The organism is Pseudomonas sp. F(2018), from assembly GCF_005508865.1.
In the GTDB taxonomy this organism is placed as follows: domain Bacteria; phylum Pseudomonadota; class Gammaproteobacteria; order Pseudomonadales; family Pseudomonadaceae; genus Aquipseudomonas.
This window is the reverse complement of record NZ_SCOM01000001.1, coordinates 1,168,035-1,183,790: the sequence shown is the minus strand read 5'-3', so window position 1 is coordinate 1,183,790 and position 15,756 is coordinate 1,168,035. Positions and strand designations below refer to the sequence as shown.

Below are 15,756 nucleotides of genomic sequence, written 5' to 3'. Positions count from 1 at the left end.
AATCAGGAATCCAGAAGACTGCGGATAAGGGCCTGCAGTTTACGGGTGAGCGGGCCGGCCGGCCAGACACTGGCCGCCAGTTCGCGTACCGGCCAGATGCCGTAGAGGCTGTTGCAGACGAAGACCTCGTCGGCCGTCAGCAGCTCGTCGAAGAGAATATCGCGCACCTCGCAGGCGATCCCCTGACGCGCGGCCTGCTCCAATACCTCGGCGCGCATCACGCCCGCCACGCCGCAGCGCGACAGCTCGGCTGTCAGCAGCACGCCGTCCTTGATCAGGAACAGGTTGCTGAACACACCCTCGATCACCCGCCCCGACACATCGCGCATCAAGCCTTCGGCGAAGGCGGCATCCTGCCACTCGCCACGGGCCAGCACCTGTTCCAGGCGATTGAGATGCTTTAGCCCGGCCAGCAGGGGCTGCTCGGCCAGCCGCGTGACGCAGGGAAACAGGCGTACGCCTTGCTCGGCATTGCTCGCGGGATAGCTGGGCAGCGGATTGCCCAACAAAATGCGCCGCGGGCTGGGCGGCTGTGGCGGCGCGTAGCCACGCAGCCCGTCGCCACGCGTGACCATCAGCTTGGCCACGCCCTCGCCCAGTTCGGCAAAGAAGGCCGACAACTCGACTTCCAGCGCAGGCAGGTCGAGATCGATGGACAGGCGCTGCGCGCCCTCGCCCAGGCGCGCCAGATGGCGCGGCAGCAGCGTGGCGCGGCCGCCGCGCACGGCGATGGTCTCGAACAGGCCGTCACCATAGGCCAGGCCACGGTCGCCCAGAGGCAGATCCGTGGCCGGGCGGCCGTCGACCCAGCTCAGCATCAGCCGTTGAAGCGACGGAACACCAGCGAACCGTTGGTGCCGCCGAAGCCGAAGGAGTTGGACAGCACTGCATCGATCGCCAGCGGCTTGGCCTGGTGGGCGACGAAGTCGAGGTCACAGCCCTCGTCCGGCTCATCCAGGTTGATGGTCGGCGGCGCCACTTGGTCGCGCAGGGCCAGCACGCTGAAGATCGCCTCCACCGCGCCGGCAGCGCCGAGCAGGTGACCGGTCATGGACTTGGTGGAGCTGACCGACAGCTTGTGCGCGTGCGCACCGAATACCGACTTCACCGCACTGGCCTCGGCCTTGTCGCCGGCCGAGGTCGAGGTGCCGTGGGCGTTGATGTACTGGATCTGATCGAGGTTCAGACCGGCATCGCGCAGGGCATTGCTCATGCAGCGTGCCGCGCCGGCGCCGTCTTCCGGCGGCGAGGTCATGTGGTAGGCGTCGCCGCTCATGCCGAAACCGACCAGCTCGGCATAGATGGTCGCGCCACGCGCCTTGGCGTGTTCCAGCTCTTCCAGCACCAGAGCACCGGCGCCGTCGGACAGCACGAAGCCATCACGGCCCTTGTCCCACGGACGGCTGGCCTTGCTCGGATCATCGTTGCGGGTGGACAGCGCGCGGGCTGCGCCGAAGCCGCCCATGCCCAGGCCGCAGGTGGCCATCTCGGCGCCGCCGGCGACCATCACGTCGGCCTCACCATAAGCGATATTGCGCGCGGCCATGCCGATGCAATGGGTGCCGGTGGTGCAGGCGGTGGCGATGGCGTAGTTTGGCCCCTGCAGACCCAGGTGGATCGACAGGAAACCGGAAATCATGTTGATGATCGAGCCGGGCACGAAGAACGGCGACATGCGCCGCGGCCCCTGCTCGAACAGCGATTTGCAGTTGTTCTCGATATTGGTCAGGCCGCCGATGCCGGAGCCCATGGCCACACCGATACGCTCGCGGTTGGCGTCGGTGACTTCCAGACCGGAATCGCGCATCGCCTGGAAGCTGGCTGCCAGGCCGTACTGGATGAACAGGTCGAGCTTGCGCGCTTCCTTGGCCGACAGATATTCCTCGACATTGAAGCCCTTCACCGAGCCGCCAAAACGGGTGGAGAAGGCGGTCAGATCCATATGCTCGATCAGGCTGATACCACTGCGACCGGCCAGGATGCCCTGCCAGCTGCTGGCAACATCGGTGCCCAGGGGCGACAGCATGCCCATACCGGTAACCACGACGCGTCTACGCGACACTGCACAATCCTCTTTCTCGTTGAAACTTGCTGGCCCGATAAAGAAAAACCGCACGCCTTTGTGGGGCAGTGCGGCTTTTCCTGGGCCGAAAACCGGCGATTACGGGCGCTTAGGCGTGCGCGGTGACGTAATCGATGGCTTCCTGAACGGTGGTGATCTTCTCAGCCTGCTCGTCCGGGATCTCGGTCTCGAATTCCTCTTCCAGAGCCATCACCAGCTCAACGGTGTCAAGGGAGTCGGCACCCAGGTCTTCTACGAAGGAAGCGCTGTTGGTCACTTCATCTTCTTTGACGCCCAGTTGCTCGGCGACGATTTTCTTGACGCGTTCTTCGATGGTGCTCATGTCTAGTTTTCACTCCTAGTGGAAAAATTCCGTGCAGCTGGGCTGCAGTGTATAGAAAGGGTTTTCTAAGTTTCAAGCCGGATCCCCGGCCCCTTCCGAACTGCCGTCTTCCGCCGGTTGCACTTTTGTAACGGACTTTAGACGGCTTTTATGACAGTTTCCCGAAGGTCCGAGTCACATTCAGCTCATGTACATGCCGCCATTCACCGGAACGGTAGCTCCGGTGACGTAGGCCGCGCCGTCGGAGGCGAGGAAACCGACCACCTTGGCGATTTCTTCGGCCTGGCCCAGGCGACCCAGCGGAATCTGGGTCAGCAGCGCCTCGCGCTGGGCTTCCGGCAGCTCGCGGGTCATGTCGGTATCGATGAAACCGGGCGCCACCGAGTTGACGGTAATCGAGCGCGAACCGACTTCACGGGCCAGGGCACGGCTGAAACCTTCCAGACCGGCCTTGGCCGCCGCGTAGTTGACCTGCCCGGCGTTGCCCATGGCGCCAACCACCGAACCAATGCTGATGATGCGCCCCCAGCGCGCCTTGGTCATCCCCCGCAGCACGGCCTTGGACAGACGGAACAGGCTGTTGAGGTTGGTGTTGATGACATCGAACCACTCCTCGTCCTTCATCCGCAGCATCAGGTTGTCACGGGTGATGCCGGCGTTGTTGACCAGAATGGCCACGGCGCCGAAATCCTTCTGGATCTGCTCCAGCACGGCATTCACCGACTCGTCGCTGGAGACGTCCAGCAGCACGCCAGCGCCCTGGATGCCCTGGGCCTTGAGCGCCTCGCCGATACGGGCGGCACCCGCCTCGCTGGTGGCGGTACCGATCACGGTGGCGCCCTGGCGCCCCAGCTCGAACGCGATGGCCTGGCCGATACCACGGCTGGCGCCGGTAACCAGCGCAACCTTGCCTTGCAGACTCATGATGCTCTCCTTGTACTCAGACCAGCGCCGCACGCACGGCGGCGAAGGCGTCCGGGGTTTCCAGATTGTGGGTATTGATACCTTTGACGCAACGCTTGTTGAGACCCGCCAGCACCTTGCCGGGGCCACATTCGACCAGCTCGGAGACGCCTTGCGCTGCCAGATAGGTCACGCTTTCCACCCAGCGCACCGGGCTGTACAGCTGGGCCAGCAGATCACGCTTGAGCACGTCGAGGTCGGCCGGCACGGCGGCGCTGACATTCTGCACCAGCGGAATCTGCGGCGCCTGCCAGGCCAGGCCGTTGACCGCATCGGCGAACTTCTCGGCAGCCGGACGCATCAGCGCGCAGTGCGACGGCACGCTGACCGGCAGCGGCATGGCGCGCTTGGCGCCGCGCGCCTTGCAGGCCTCGATGGCGCGCTCGACGGCAGCCGCGGCACCGGCAATCACCACCTGCCCCGGGGCGTTGAAGTTGACGGCGCTGACCACTTCGCCTTGCGCCGCTTCGGCGCAGGCGGCCAGCACATCGGCATCTTCCAGGCCGAGGATGGCGGCCATGCCGCCCTGCCCGGCCGGCACGGCCTGCTGCATCAACTGGCCACGCAATTCGACCAGCTTGACCGCGTCGCGGAACTCGATGGCACCGGCGGCGACCAGCGCGGAGTATTCGCCCAGGCTGTGGCCGGCGACGAAGGCCGGACGCGCACCGCCCTCGGCCTGCCACAGGCGCCACAGGGCGATGGAGGCGGTGAGAATGGCCGGCTGGGTCTTGTCGGTTTCGTTCAGACGCTCTTCCGGGCCTTGCTGGGTCAGCGCCCAGAGGTCGTAGCCGAGCGCCTCGGAGGCCTCGCCAAAGGTGTCGCGCACCAGCGCCTGTTGAGCACCGAGTTCGGCGAGCATGCCGAGCGATTGCGAGCCCTGGCCGGGGAAGACAAATGCGAGGGAGGCAGACATCGAAACTTTCCCTTATCTAGTCGGAGGAGACGACACGGCGATGCCGAGTCGAGAATTGCAGATTGGATGGCGCGGCCGCGGCGGCGGTCACAGGCCGACTCCGCAGCGTTCAGCCTTGGAGAGCGGCGAACACCAGGAGTTCAGGAGACGGGGCTGCGCAGCGGCAAGACACATCGACCCGCAGCACGTCAGAGCAGCAGGTCCTCGAGGCGACCGTGCAGGCGCTGCGGCAGGTTCTCGCGCACCTCGATCACGGCCCGACGAATGGCGCTCTGGAAACCCTCGACCGTCGCCGAGCCATGGCTCTTCACCACGATGCCCTGCAGACCGAGGAAACTCGCGCCATTGTGCCGCGCCGGCGCCAGCTCGCCACGCAGGCGCTTGAGCAAGGGCATGGCCACCGCACCGGCCAGCTTGGAAACGAAACCTTCGTTGAACAGCGCCTCGATGCGATCGGAGATCATCGACACCAGGCCTTCGCTGGACTTGAGCAGGATGTTGCCGACGAAGCCGTCGCACACCACCACGTCGGCCTCGCCGCGGTACAGGCCATCACCCTCGACGAAGCCGATGTAATTCAGCCCTTCGGCCTGCTGCAGCAGACTGGCCGCCAGCTTGACCTGCTGATTGCCCTTGATGTTCTCGGTACCCACATTGAGCAGCGCCACTCGCGGGCGCGCCATGCCCTGGGCCTCGGCGGCCACAGCGCCCATCACGGCGAACTGATAGAGCTGCTCGGCGCTGCAGTCGACATTGGCGCCCAGGTCGAGCAGATGGCAGACGCCCTTGGCCGTCGGCACAGCCGTGACCATCGCCGGCCGGTCGATGCCCGGCAGGGGCTTGAGCACATAGAGGGAGAGCGCCATCAGCGCACCGGTGTTGCCGGCACTGACGCAGGCCTTGGCTCGGCCGCTGCGCACCAGCTCTAGCATCACGCGCATGGAGGCATCGGGCTTGCCGCGCAGGGCATGGGTCGGACGCTCGTCCATGCCGATCACTTCGCTGGCGTGCTCGACCTGCAGGCGTGTGCGATCGACACCCGGATGACGGGCGATCAGTTCTTCGAGGACGGGAGCTTGGCCGACGAGGACCAGGTGTAGCGAGGGGAATTCAGCCAGACTGGCGATGCAGGCTGGAACAATGTGATGGGGACCGAAGTCCCCACCCATTGCATCGATAGCGATCGGAGCGGACAAGGATTACTCGTCGGCGCCCTTGTCGATCACTTTACGGCCACGGTAGACACCTTCCGGGGACACGTGGTGACGCAGGTGAACTTCACCGGTGCTCTTCTCGACGGACAGGGCGTTGGCCTCGAGGGCATCGTGGGAACGACGCATGTCGCGGGCAGAGCGGGATTTTTTGTTCTGCTGAACAGCCATAACTCAATAACTCCTAAACGTTTGGGTCACGCTTTAACTGCGCCAAAACACTGAACGGGTTGGACCGCGATACCTCGTCCTCGCTCGGCTCGGGCTCGTTGGCACCGGCCGGCTGCTGGCAATCCTCAGGGGCATGGACTGGAACGATGGGCAGAGCGAGCAACAGCTCATCTTCGACCAGCGTCAGCAGATCCAGTGGATCTTCGCCCATTTCCAGCACGTCATAGCCCTTGGGCAGCGACTGGGTATCCGCACCTTCCTTCACCACCGCGTAATGACACTCGCTGCGGATCGGCAGAGCGACCAGTTCCAGACAACGCTGGCAAACCATTTTGACCTCAACCTCGAGCTGACTGTGAATACTCACAGCACGACGCTCGCCACGTTCGAAGACCAGCTTCGCGTGCACCTGCCCAGCGTTGTCCGCCAGCGGGTCGCACAGTCGCTCGAAACTGGCCAGCGGCATCTCCCCTTCCAGGGTGGCACCGCGATCGGCGAGTTTGCGCGGATCAACGTGAGGTGGAATCGGCCCATTCGACATAGGCGCGGTATTCTAGGGATGCACCCTGCCCCTGTCAAAGGAATTTCCGCCCTGTCCGTCGGCCACCACGGTCGCTAGAATCGCGCCCGACTCTCGCAATCCCGCTCAGGAGATCAATCATGCTGCCGCTGGTACTCGCCTCTAGCTCGCCCTATCGCCGCGAGCTGCTGACACGCCTGCGCCAGCCCTTCACCTGGGCCTCGCCGGCCATAGACGAAACGGCGCATCCCGGAGAAAACGCAGAAGCGCTGGTACGCCGCCTGGCCGAAGCCAAGGCAAGGGCCCTGAGCGAACTGCATCCCGCACACCTGATCATCGGCTCGGACCAGGTCGCCGTGCTCGACCGACAGATCCTCGGCAAACCCCATGATTTCAGCCGCGCCCGCAGCCAGTTGCTGGCCGCCAGCGGCCGCAGCGTGACCTTCCTCACCGGCCTGGCCCTGCTGGACAGCGCCACCGACGAATGCCAGGTCGACGCCGTGCCCTTCACCGTGCACTTCCGCCACCTGAGCGAGGAGCAGATCACCCGCTATCTGGAGGCCGAGCAACCCTACGACTGCGCCGGCAGCTTCAAGGCCGAAGGCCTGGGCGTCAGCCTGTTCCGCGCCACCGAGGGCGAAGACGGCACCAGCCTCATCGGCCTGCCATTGATTCGCCTGGTGCAGATGCTGGACAGGCACGGCGTCGCCATTCCCTGACCCCTATATAAAGGAAGAGGCCCGACCAAGGCCGGGCCTGTTCACTTCAATTGAACTCAGCGCAGCGTCGGTCCCTGGAAGCCCATCCACAGGGCCAGGCGCTCGGCCACGCTGGTGCCGAGCTTCTTGGTGAAACGATCGAAGGGATTCTCTTCACGGGTGAAGTCGACGATGTCCTTGGCGCCGATCACTTCGCGCGCCACGTAGCTGCTGCTACCCAGGGCATCGACCAGCCCCAACTCCAGGGCCTGCTCACCGGACCAGATCAGACCAGAGAACAGCTCCGGATGCTGATCGACCTTGAGTCGCTCGCCGCGCCCCTTCTTGACGCTGTCGATGAACTGCTTGTGGGTAGTTTCCAGCACGCTCTGCCAGAAGCGGGTTTCTTCCACTTTCGGCGGCTGGAACGGATCGAGGAAGGCCTTGTGCTCACCCGAGGTGTAGACGCGACGATCGACGCCGACCTTCTCCATCACCCCGACGAAGCCGAAGGTGGCCGCGGTGACACCAATGGAGCCCACCAGGCTGGCCTTGTCGGCATAGATCTGATCGGCGGCACTGGCGATGTAATAAGCACCGGAGGCACCCAGATCACTGATCACCGCGTACACCTTGGTGTCCGGATGCTCGCCACGCAGGCGCTTGATCTCGTCGTAGATATAGCCGGACTGCACCGGACTGCCGCCCGGGCTGTTGATACGCAGGACGATGCCCTTGGTCTTCTTGTCCTCGAAGGCCGCGCGCAGGCTGCTGACGATGTTGTCGGCACTGGCCTCCTCGTCGGCCATGATCATGCCGCGCACTTCGATCAGCGCCGTGTGGTGCTCAGCCGAGGACGCCGTCTTGTCCAGCTTCAGGCCCGGCGCGAACAGCGCCAGTGCACCGAACAGGTAAACGAACGCCAGCAACTTGAAGAAGATGCCCCAGCGCCGCGCACGACGCTGCTCCACCACTCCAGCCTGCAGAGTCTTTTCCAGCAGCTTCCAGGCCTTCTCGTCACCACCAGCGGTGGTCGACGCTTTCCATTCATCCGACATACTCGCCTACCTCGACAGTCCTAACGGGTGCGCGCCCTTCCAGCCAGGCACGCAATTCGGGAAACTCATTGATCGCCAGCTGCGGCCCATGGCCGAGCAGGCTCTCCAGCGGCTGCGCCCCAAAACCTACGGCAACCGAATCGACACCGGCATTGCGCGCCATCTGCAGGTCGAATATCGAGTCACCAACCATCAGCGCCCGCTTGGGCGCTACGGCGCAATGGGCCAGGATCTCATGCAGCATGCGCGGGTGCGGCTTGCTCGCCGTCTCGTCGGCGCAGCGCGTGACATCGAAATACTCCAGCCAGCCACGCCCCTCCAGGATGCGGTGCAAGCCCCGGCGACTCTTGCCGGTAGCCACGGCCAGCTGATAACCCTGCTCGCGAAAGGCCTGCAGAGACTCCTCAACCCCAGGAAACAGCGCCGAGGGCTCGCTTTCCAGGGCCATGTAATGCTCGCCATAGCCAATGCGGAAGCGCTCGACCAGCGCCGCCTCTTCCAGCTCGGGGTAAAGCGTCCGGATCGCCTCCGGCAGGCCCAGCCCAATGATGCCCTTGACCGCCTCGTCGCTGAGTTGCGGCAGTCCACAGGAATCGGCGGCGCGATGCATGGATTCGACGATGCGCCCAATCGAATCGACCAGCGTGCCGTCCCAGTCGAAGATCAGCAGCTGATAGCTCGATAACCGAGAGTCAGACACCGAGGCGCTCCAGCGTCTGCGCCCAGACCTCGTCCACCGCCGCCTCGAGCTCCAGGCGCTGACCATCCGGCAGCTCGACCTTCAGCTGATAGGCATGCAGGAACAGACGCTTGCCGCCCAGCTCACGTACCTCGCGCGTGAATTCGTCTTCGCCGTACTTGGAGTCGCCGGCGATGCAATGCCCTGCATGCTTGGCATGCACGCGAATCTGGTGGGTACGCCCGGTGATCGGGCTGGCTTCGACCAGGGTGGCAAACTCGCCGAAGCGACGCAGCACGCGAAATTCGGTGAGCGCCTCCTTGCCTTCGGGATTGACCTCGACCATGCGCTCGCCCGAGCGCAGATTGTTCTTCAGCAGCGGCGCACTGACTTTTTTCTTCGAGGTCGGCCAGCTGCCGCGCACCAGGGCCATGTAGCGCTTGTCCACGCCATCGCCGCGCAGGGCCTCGTGCAGGTGGCGCAGCATGCTGCGCTTCTTGGCGATCATCAGCAGGCCTGACGTGTCGCGATCCAGACGATGGACCAGCTCGATGTCCTTGGCATCGGGGCGCAACTGGCGAAACGCCTCGATTACCCCGTAATTCAGGCCGCTGCCACCATGCACGGCAATGCCGGCCGGCTTGTTCAGCACGATCAGCGTCTTGTCCTCGTAGACGATGGCCGCCTCCAGGCGCTCCAGCAGGCTCTGCGCCAGCGGTGCCGGCTCGTCACGCTCGGCCAGGCGCAGCGGCGGCACCCGCACGATGTCGCCGGCCTGCAGCTTGTATTCGGGCTTGATGCGCCCCTTGTTCACCCGCACCTCACCCTTGCGCAGGATGCGATAGATGAGGGTTTTCGGCACGCCCTTGAGGCGGGCAAGCAAGAAATTATCGATACGTTGGCCGGCATGCTCCGGCGCAACCTCAAGCAGCTGGACGCCGGAGGTTGGAGAATTGTCAGTAGTCATGCCGGGAATCATAACAATTTTTTATGGAATTGAAGCACTTAATCATTGCTGCTATAGTCGCGAACGCCGCCAAAAGCGGCCCGGTCAGCGGATGATCGACAACCTACCATCCCCTGCCGAGCGCAACCCTTTCAGGACGTGAGGCCGTCCGACGGGAATCTCGCCGCACAGAGCGCGATGTTTCCCGGAAACAAAGCCTTGAGCCACAAGAGCCTTGAGCGCATGAAGTCGCGACCAGGCTCGACAGACGCGCAGGCCCAGCCTGCGGTAATGCAAACCCGCTACGGATTCAGCGAGCGGCACCCGATTTCAGCGATACGTGTAGGGTGGAGATGCACAACCGTCGGACAGCGTAGCTACAGGCATTACCCAGACGCTTCACATTCGTCCGCACCGACCGGTTGATTCCTCCCCTGACTGAGTGCTTCTGTCACCACAGCAAACAGGAGCGTTGTCGCGGCCCGGCCCCGTTGGCCTGACCGCTGGACACCGGAGTGATTTACGACCACACCGGCGACGCACCCTGACACCGACCGTGAGAGTCGTGTGTGCCAAACGCCGTTTCCGGCAGCCCCGGAAACCATTGGTACAACATGAAAAGAATGCTGATCAACGCAACTCAGCCCGAAGAGTTGCGTGTCGCTCTGGTAGATGGCCAGAAGCTCTACGACCTGGATATCGAATCCGGCGCCCGTGAGCAGAAGAAAGCCAACATCTACAAGGGCCGCATCACCCGCGTCGAGCCCAGCCTCGAAGCGGCTTTCGTCGACTTCGGCGCCGAGCGCCACGGCTTCCTGCCCCTCAAGGAAATTTCCCGCGAGTACTTCAGCAAGTCGCCTGAAGGTGGCCGCGTCAACATCAAGGAAGTGCTGAAGGAAGGCCAGGAAGTCATCGTCCAGGTCGAGAAGGAAGAGCGTGGCAACAAGGGCGCCGCCCTGACCACCTTCATCAGCCTCGCCGGCCGTTACCTGGTTCTGATGCCGAACAACCCGCGCGCCGGTGGCATCTCCCGCCGCATCGAAGGTGAAGAGCGCAACGAACTGCGCGAAGCGCTGAACGGCCTCAACGCCCCGGGCGACATGGGCCTGATCGTGCGCACCGCCGGCCTGGGCCGCTCGAGCGAAGAGCTGCAGCTCGACCTGGACTACCTGATCCAGCTGTGGACCGCCATCAAGGACGCCTCCCAGGGTCGTGCCGCACCGTTCCTGATCTACCAGGAATCCAACGTCATCATCCGCGCCATCCGCGACTACCTGCGCCAGGACATCGGCGAAGTACTGGTGGACAGCATCGAAGCCCAGGAAGAAGCCCTGGCCTTCATCCAGCAGGTCATGCCGCAGTACGCCAGCAAGATCAAGCTGTACGAAGACAGCGTGCCGCTGTTCAACCGCTTCCAGATCGAAAGCCAGATCGAAACCGCCTTCCAGCGCGAAGTGAAGCTGCCGTCCGGCGGCTCCATCGTCATCGACCCGACCGAAGCCCTGGTGTCCATCGACATCAACTCGGCGCGCGCGACCAAAGGCGGCGACATCGAAGAAACCGCCTTGCAGACCAACCTGGAAGCGGCTGAAGAGATCGCCCGCCAGCTGCGCCTGCGTGACATCGGCGGCCTGATCGTCATCGACTTCATCGACATGACCCCGGCCAAGAACCAGCGCGCCGTCGAAGACCGCGTGCGTGAGTGCCTGGAAGCCGACCGCGCCCGCGTCCAGGTCGGCCGCATCTCGCGCTTCGGCCTGCTGGAAATGTCCCGTCAGCGCCTGCGTCCGTCCCTGGGCGAGACCAGCGGCATCGTCTGCCCGCGCTGCAACGGCCAAGGCATCATCCGTGACGTCGAGTCCCTGTCGCTGGCCATCCTGCGTCTGATCGAGGAAGAGGCCCTGAAGGACCGCACCGCCGAGGTTCGTGCCCAGGTGCCGATCCCGGTTGCCGCCTTCCTGCTCAACGAGAAGCGCAACAGCATCACCAAGATCGAGCTGCGCACCCGTGCGCGCATCGTGATCCTGCCGAACGACCATCTGGAAACCCCGCACTTCGAAGTCCAGCGCCTGCGCGACGACAGCCCGGAAGTGATGAGCGGCCAATCCAGCTACGAGATGGCTGCCGCAGAAGTCGAAGATGCCCAACCGGTCAGCGCCACCCGCACCCTGGTCCGCCAGGAAGCCGCGCTGAAGACCACCCCGCCGCGCCCAGCCGCACCGACTCCGGCCGCCCCGCTGGCACCGGCCGCGCCGACTCCGCAGCCGAGCCTGTTCAAGGGCCTGGTCAAGGGTCTGGTCAGCCTGTTCGCCGGCAAGGAAGAAGAGCAGCAGCCGGTCGCCGAAGCCAAGCCCGCCGAGCGCAAGCCGCGTGGCGACGAGCGCCGCAACGGCCGCCAGCAGAACCGTCGCGACGGCCGTGGCAGCCGCGAGCGCGGTGAACGTAGCGAGCGTGGCGAACGCGAAGAGCGCAAGCCGCGTGAAGAGCGTCAGCCTCGCGAAGCCCGCGAGCCGCGCGAAGAGCGCCAACCGCGTGAAGCCCGTGAAGAACGCCAGCCGCGCGAGGAGCGTCAACCACGCGAGGCTCGTGAGCCGCGCGAGCCACGTGAAGGCCAGGAAAATCGCCGCGAGCGCCAGCCGCGTGAAGCCCGCGAGCCGCGCGAAGAGCGTCGTCGCGAGCTGCGCGAGCCGCTGGACGTCGTAGCCGCCAATGGTGAAGAGCAGCAGGAGCAGCGCGCCGAGCGCAAGCCACGCGAAGAGCGCCAGCCGCGTCCGCCGCGTGAGGAGCGTCAACCGCGCGCCGAACAGGCCGAAGCCGCCAGCGAAGAAGAAGTGCTGTTGAATGGCGAGCAGGCCGATGACGACCAGGAAGGCGGTGAAGGCGGTGATCGCCCGCGCCGTCGCTCCCGTGGTCAGCGTCGCCGCAGCAACCGCCGCGAGCGCCTGCGTGATGCCGACGGCAACCCGATCGCCGATGACGCCGAGGAGAATGCAGAAGCTGCCGAGGCCGGCACCGAAGGTGCCACCATCACCGCCGCCGAAAGCGCTGCCGTGGCGGTCGCCGCCGCCGTGACCGTAGCCGCCGAGCAAGCCCTGGCCCAGCCGGAACAGGCTCCGGTAGCCGAGCAAGCGCCAGCCGAGATCGTCACCTCGATCGAAGAGCCCGCCCCTGCCCCGGCCATCGCAGCCGAACCGGCAGTGGAAGCCGCTCCGGTGGAGCAGGCTCCGGTCGCGCCGGTCGTCGAGGCTCCGGCCGTGGTTGCCGAAGCTGCTCCCGCTCCCGTAGAGGCCGCTCCGGCAGCCGCTCCTCAGAGCAGCGGTGGTCGCGCACCGAACGATCCGCGTGAAGTGCGCCGTCGTCAGCGCGAGGCCGAGCGCCTGGCTGCCGAAGCCGCTGCCGCGCCGCAGGTGGAAGCCGCTCCGATCGAGGCACCTGCCGTAGTCGAGGCCGCTCCGGTCGAAGCCGCTCCGGTAGTCGAACAGGCTGCTCCGGTCGTGGAGGCCGCTCCGGCGGTGGAAGCACCGAGCGAAGTCGCCCCGGCTGAAGTGGTAGCCGAAGCGCCGAGCGAGGAGCCGGTGGTTGTCAGCGCCGCCGAGCCTGCCGCTGAAGAGGCGGACAAGGAAGAAGAGGCGAAACCGCAGATCTAAGATCTGCGGTCCAAGAAAAAGGGGATGCTTCGGCATCCCCTTTTTCGTTTCGGCCTATCGGCCGCCAACTGCCTGCGCTGTGCTCAGAGCACGTTGGGTTCTATCTCCAGCTCCACACCGAAGCGCTGCAGGATATCCCGCTGAATGCGCCGAGCCAGCTCCAGCAACTGGGCGCCGCTCGCCGCGCCATAGTTGACCAGCACCAGCGCCTGCAGACGATGCACGCCGGCATCGCCTTCGCGGAAGCCCTTCCACCCGGCCCGCTCGATCAGCCAGCCGGCCGCCAGCTTGGCCAGCCCCTCTCCCGCCGGATAACTGACCAGATCGGCATGCTCGGCGCGAATGCGCTCGGCCAGCTCGACCGGCACCAGCGGATTCTTGAAGAAGCTGCCGGCATTGCCCAGCTGCGCTGGGTCAGGCAATTTCTCGCTGCGGATGGCACAGATGGCGCGACTGACATTGCTAGGCGTCGGCGCCTCGATGCCTTCGGCCTGCAGGCGCTGGCGCACCGGACCGTAGTCCAGGTGCAGCCGCGCCTGGCGGGTCAGGGCAAAACGCACGCGCAGGATCAACCAGCGCCCCGGCTGCTGCTTGAACAGGCTGTCGCGGTAGGCGAAGGCGCACGCCTCCAGGTCGAACTCGCAAAGCTCGCCGCTGTGGCGGTCCAGCGCCGTCAGCCCGGCGAACACATCCTTGATCTCCACGCCGTAGGCACCGATGTTCTGCATCGGCGCGGCGCCGACCGTGCCGGGGATCAGGCTGAGATTTTCCAGCCCGGCCAGGCCCTGCTCCAGGCTCCACAGCACGAAGGGATGCCAGGGCTCGCCAGCCTCGGCCTCGACCAGCACCCGCGCGCCGTCGTCTTCGACGATGCGCAGGCCGCGACTGGCCATGCGCAGCACCAGGGCCTCGATATCGCCGGTCAGCAGCAGGTTGCTGCCGCCACCAATCGGCAGCAGCGGCAGACCGCGCTGCTCGGCCAGGGCCAGGGCCTCGCGCACTTCGGCGTCGCTGTTCGCCTCGGCGAACAGCCGGGCCCGCACATCGACACCGAAGGTATTGAAGGGCTTGAGGGAAACATTCTCTTGCAAGCACAGGCTCACAGGCGCCCCCTGATCTCGGCGAGCAGCGCATCGCTGGCCTGCTCGATCAGGTCTAGCACCTGCTCAAAGCCGTCGGCGCCGCCGTAATAGGGATCGGGCACCTCGTCCAGCGCCAGTTGGTAGCGGCGCAGCAGCAGGTCCAGCTCGGCGCCGCCAGCGGCAGGCCGCAGAGCCTGCAGACGCGCCAGGTTGTCGTGATCCATGGCCAGGATCAGGTCGAAACGCTGGAAGTCGTCACGCAGCACCTGGCGCGCGCGCAGGCTCGAAAGGTCGTAGCCGCGGCTCAGCGCCGCCTGGCTGGAGCGACCGTCCGGGGCCTTGCCCACATGCCAGTCGCCGGTGCCGGCGGAGTCCACCCTCACCCGCTCATGCAGGCCAGCCTGCAGCAGGCGCTGGCGGAACACGCCCTCGGCCGTCGGCGAGCGGCAGATATTGCCCATGCAGACGAACAGGACGCGCATCAGGCCCCCAACAGGCGGCGCACCCGCTCCAGGTCTTCCGGCGTATCGACGCCGGCGGCAGGCGCTTCCAGGGAATCGGCCACGTGGATGCGCACGCCATGCCAGAGCGCACGCAGCTGCTCCAGGCACTCGGTGTCTTCCAGCCAGCACGGGCCCCAGGCAACGAAGTCATGCAGGAAGCCGGCGCGGTAGGCGTAGATGCCGATGTGGCGACGGTAAGGCACGCCTTCCGGCAGCGCATCGCGACTTTTGGCGAAGGCATCGCGAGCCCAGGCCAGCGGCGCGCGGCTGAAGGTCAGGGCCAGGCCGCTCTTGTCCGACACCACCTTGACCACATTGGGATTGAACAGCGCGGTGACGTCCTCGATCGGCTCGGCCAGGGTGGCGATGCCGGCCTGCGGATTGGCGGCCAGGTTGGCGGCCACCTGATCGATGATGCTCGGCGGAATCAGCGGCTCATCGCCCTGCACGTTGACCACGATGGCGTCGTTGGCCAAGCCCAGCTGGGTGGCCACTTCGGCCAGACGGTCGGTGCCGGAGTTGTGGTCGACGCGGGTCATCAGCACTTCTGCGCCGAAGCCCTGGCAGGCTTTGAGGATGCGCGCATCGTCGGTAGCCACCACCACGCGGGTAGCGCTGCTCTTCTTGGTCTGCTCCCAGACGTGCTGGACCATGGGCTTGCCGGCGATGTCCTGCAGCGGCTTGCCGGGTAGGCGGCTGGAGGCGTAGCGGGCGGGAATTACAACGGTGAAGGCAGTCATCTACTTGTCCAGGCGCTCATCGGTGGTCAGGGTGCGCGCTTCGCTCTCCAGCATCACCGGGATGCCGTCGCGAATCGGATAGGCCAGGCCGGCGCCCTTGCTGATCAGCTCGGACTTGTCTTCGGAAAGCTGCAGCGGGCCCTTGCACACCGGACAGGCCAGGATGTCGAGCAGTTTGGGGTCCATGGGGGAATCCTCGGAGAGGTGGGAAAACGCG

The 15,756-nt window shown here is 65.4% G+C and carries 17 protein-coding genes; 2 read left to right on the top strand and 15 right to left on the bottom strand.

All coding sequences use genetic code 11. The features are described from left to right. Positions 1-2: 2 nt before the first annotated feature. The 8 genes from pabC to FFS62_RS05660 form a co-directional block, all read right to left on the bottom strand. Entirely contained in the window at positions 3-818 is an 816-nt protein-coding gene (gene pabC / locus FFS62_RS05695) for an aminodeoxychorismate lyase (protein ID WP_137971820.1), read from the bottom strand. After that, positions 818-2,062, bottom strand: coding sequence for a beta-ketoacyl-ACP synthase II (fabF, locus tag FFS62_RS05690; protein WP_137971819.1), 1,245 nt, complete (start codon positions 2,060-2,062; stop codon positions 818-820). The genes pabC and fabF overlap by 1 nt, the downstream gene beginning before the upstream one ends. Positions 2,063-2,171: 109 nt before the next feature. Further along, positions 2,172-2,405, bottom strand: a complete 234-nt coding sequence (gene acpP, locus FFS62_RS05685) for an acyl carrier protein (protein WP_068826648.1) — start codon at positions 2,403-2,405, stop codon at positions 2,172-2,174. A gap of 180 nt (positions 2,406-2,585) precedes the next feature. Further along, complete coding sequence (gene fabG / locus FFS62_RS05680) at positions 2,586-3,329, bottom strand: 3-oxoacyl-ACP reductase FabG (protein WP_137971818.1); 744 nt, start codon at positions 3,327-3,329, stop codon at positions 2,586-2,588. 16 nt (positions 3,330-3,345) lie between these two features. Next, positions 3,346-4,284 (bottom strand): ACP S-malonyltransferase, encoded by a 939-nt coding sequence (fabD, locus tag FFS62_RS05675; protein WP_137971817.1) that lies wholly within the window; start codon positions 4,282-4,284, stop codon positions 3,346-3,348. 188 nt (positions 4,285-4,472) lie between these two features. Beyond that, the gene (plsX, locus tag FFS62_RS05670) at positions 4,473-5,480 is read right to left on the bottom strand and encodes a phosphate acyltransferase PlsX (RefSeq protein ID WP_256662116.1); all 1,008 of its coding nucleotides are present in this window, start codon (positions 5,478-5,480) and stop codon (positions 4,473-4,475) included. Between the two features lie 3 nt (positions 5,481-5,483). Then, complete coding sequence (rpmF, locus tag FFS62_RS05665; protein ID WP_013791824.1) at positions 5,484-5,666, bottom strand: 50S ribosomal protein L32; 183 nt, start codon at positions 5,664-5,666, stop codon at positions 5,484-5,486. A 13-nt stretch (positions 5,667-5,679) separates the two neighbouring features. Further along, positions 5,680-6,207 carry a DUF177 domain-containing protein gene (locus FFS62_RS05660; RefSeq protein WP_137971816.1) on the bottom strand — a complete coding sequence of 176 codons (528 nt, stop codon included), beginning with the start codon at positions 6,205-6,207 and terminating at the stop codon, positions 5,680-5,682. A gap of 119 nt (positions 6,208-6,326) precedes the next feature. Here FFS62_RS05660 and FFS62_RS05655 point away from each other — a divergent pair, with 119 nt between their 5' ends. Then, positions 6,327-6,905, top strand: a complete 579-nt coding sequence (locus FFS62_RS05655; RefSeq protein ID WP_137971815.1) for a nucleoside triphosphate pyrophosphatase — start codon at positions 6,327-6,329, stop codon at positions 6,903-6,905. 56 nt (positions 6,906-6,961) lie between these two features. On the opposite strand, the gene sppA is transcribed toward FFS62_RS05655, so the two are convergent. Genes sppA through rluC form a run of 3 tightly spaced genes read right to left on the bottom strand, consistent with a single transcriptional unit; the run spans position 6,962 to position 9,588 of the window. Further along, the gene (gene sppA, locus FFS62_RS05650) at positions 6,962-7,942 is read right to left on the bottom strand and encodes a signal peptide peptidase SppA (RefSeq protein ID WP_137971814.1); all 981 of its coding nucleotides are present in this window, start codon (positions 7,940-7,942) and stop codon (positions 6,962-6,964) included. Further along, on the bottom strand, positions 7,932-8,642 hold the full coding sequence (locus FFS62_RS05645) for an HAD-IIIA family hydrolase (RefSeq protein WP_256662115.1): 711 nt from the start codon (positions 8,640-8,642) through the stop codon (positions 7,932-7,934). Before FFS62_RS05645 ends, sppA begins: the two co-directional genes overlap by 11 nt. After that, on the bottom strand, positions 8,635-9,588 hold the full coding sequence (gene rluC / locus FFS62_RS05640) for a 23S rRNA pseudouridine(955/2504/2580) synthase RluC (RefSeq protein ID WP_137971812.1): 954 nt from the start codon (positions 9,586-9,588) through the stop codon (positions 8,635-8,637). The genes FFS62_RS05645 and rluC overlap by 8 nt, the downstream gene beginning before the upstream one ends. 593 nt (positions 9,589-10,181) lie before the next feature. Between rluC and rne the strand changes: the two genes are divergently transcribed. Continuing rightward, entirely contained in the window at positions 10,182-13,214 is a 3,033-nt protein-coding gene (gene rne, locus FFS62_RS05635) for a ribonuclease E (protein WP_218569270.1), read from the top strand. Between the two features lie 83 nt (positions 13,215-13,297). Here the strand turns inward: rne and murB are convergent, their stop codons facing one another. From murB to FFS62_RS05615, 4 genes are read right to left on the bottom strand one after another with little or no spacing between them, the layout of a single operon-like run. Further along, the gene (gene murB / locus FFS62_RS05630; protein ID WP_137971810.1) at positions 13,298-14,317 is read right to left on the bottom strand and encodes a UDP-N-acetylmuramate dehydrogenase; all 1,020 of its coding nucleotides are present in this window, start codon (positions 14,315-14,317) and stop codon (positions 13,298-13,300) included. Further along, entirely contained in the window at positions 14,314-14,778 is a 465-nt protein-coding gene (locus FFS62_RS05625) for a low molecular weight protein-tyrosine-phosphatase (RefSeq protein ID WP_137971809.1), read from the bottom strand. Before FFS62_RS05625 ends, murB begins: the two co-directional genes overlap by 4 nt. Further along, entirely contained in the window at positions 14,778-15,539 is a 762-nt protein-coding gene (gene kdsB / locus FFS62_RS05620) for a 3-deoxy-manno-octulosonate cytidylyltransferase (protein WP_137971808.1), read from the bottom strand. Before kdsB ends, FFS62_RS05625 begins: the two co-directional genes overlap by 1 nt. Further along, positions 15,540-15,725, bottom strand: a complete 186-nt coding sequence (locus tag FFS62_RS05615; protein WP_137971807.1) for a Trm112 family protein — start codon at positions 15,723-15,725, stop codon at positions 15,540-15,542. Positions 15,726-15,756: the final 31 nt, after the last annotated feature.

What these genes read in the sequence shown, in the direction of transcription:
- pabC (WP_137971820.1), bottom strand. Translation starts at nt 818, where the DNA reads ATGCTGAGCTGGGTCGACGGCCGCCCGGCCACGGATCTGCCTCTGGGC.
- acpP (WP_068826648.1), bottom strand. Translation starts at nt 2,405, where the DNA reads ATGAGCACCATCGAAGAACGCGTCAAGAAAATCGTCGCCGAGCAACTG.
- fabG (WP_137971818.1), bottom strand. Translation starts at nt 3,329, where the DNA reads ATGAGTCTGCAAGGCAAGGTTGCGCTGGTTACCGGCGCCAGCCGTGGT.
- fabD (WP_137971817.1), bottom strand. Translation starts at nt 4,284, where the DNA reads ATGTCTGCCTCCCTCGCATTTGTCTTCCCCGGCCAGGGCTCGCAATCG.
- rpmF (WP_013791824.1), bottom strand. Translation starts at nt 5,666, where the DNA reads ATGGCTGTTCAGCAGAACAAAAAATCCCGCTCTGCCCGCGACATGCGT.
- FFS62_RS05660 (WP_137971816.1), bottom strand. Translation starts at nt 6,207, where the DNA reads ATGTCGAATGGGCCGATTCCACCTCACGTTGATCCGCGCAAACTCGCC.
- FFS62_RS05655 (WP_137971815.1), top strand. Translation starts at nt 6,327, where the DNA reads ATGCTGCCGCTGGTACTCGCCTCTAGCTCGCCCTATCGCCGCGAGCTG.
- sppA (WP_137971814.1), bottom strand. Translation starts at nt 7,942, where the DNA reads ATGTCGGATGAATGGAAAGCGTCGACCACCGCTGGTGGTGACGAGAAG.
- rluC (WP_137971812.1), bottom strand. Translation starts at nt 9,588, where the DNA reads ATGACTACTGACAATTCTCCAACCTCCGGCGTCCAGCTGCTTGAGGTT.
- rne (WP_218569270.1), top strand. Translation starts at nt 10,182, where the DNA reads ATGAAAAGAATGCTGATCAACGCAACTCAGCCCGAAGAGTTGCGTGTC.
- FFS62_RS05625 (WP_137971809.1), bottom strand. Translation starts at nt 14,778, where the DNA reads ATGCGCGTCCTGTTCGTCTGCATGGGCAATATCTGCCGCTCGCCGACG.
- kdsB (WP_137971808.1), bottom strand. Translation starts at nt 15,539, where the DNA reads ATGACTGCCTTCACCGTTGTAATTCCCGCCCGCTACGCCTCCAGCCGC.
- FFS62_RS05615 (WP_137971807.1), bottom strand. Translation starts at nt 15,725, where the DNA reads ATGGACCCCAAACTGCTCGACATCCTGGCCTGTCCGGTGTGCAAGGGC.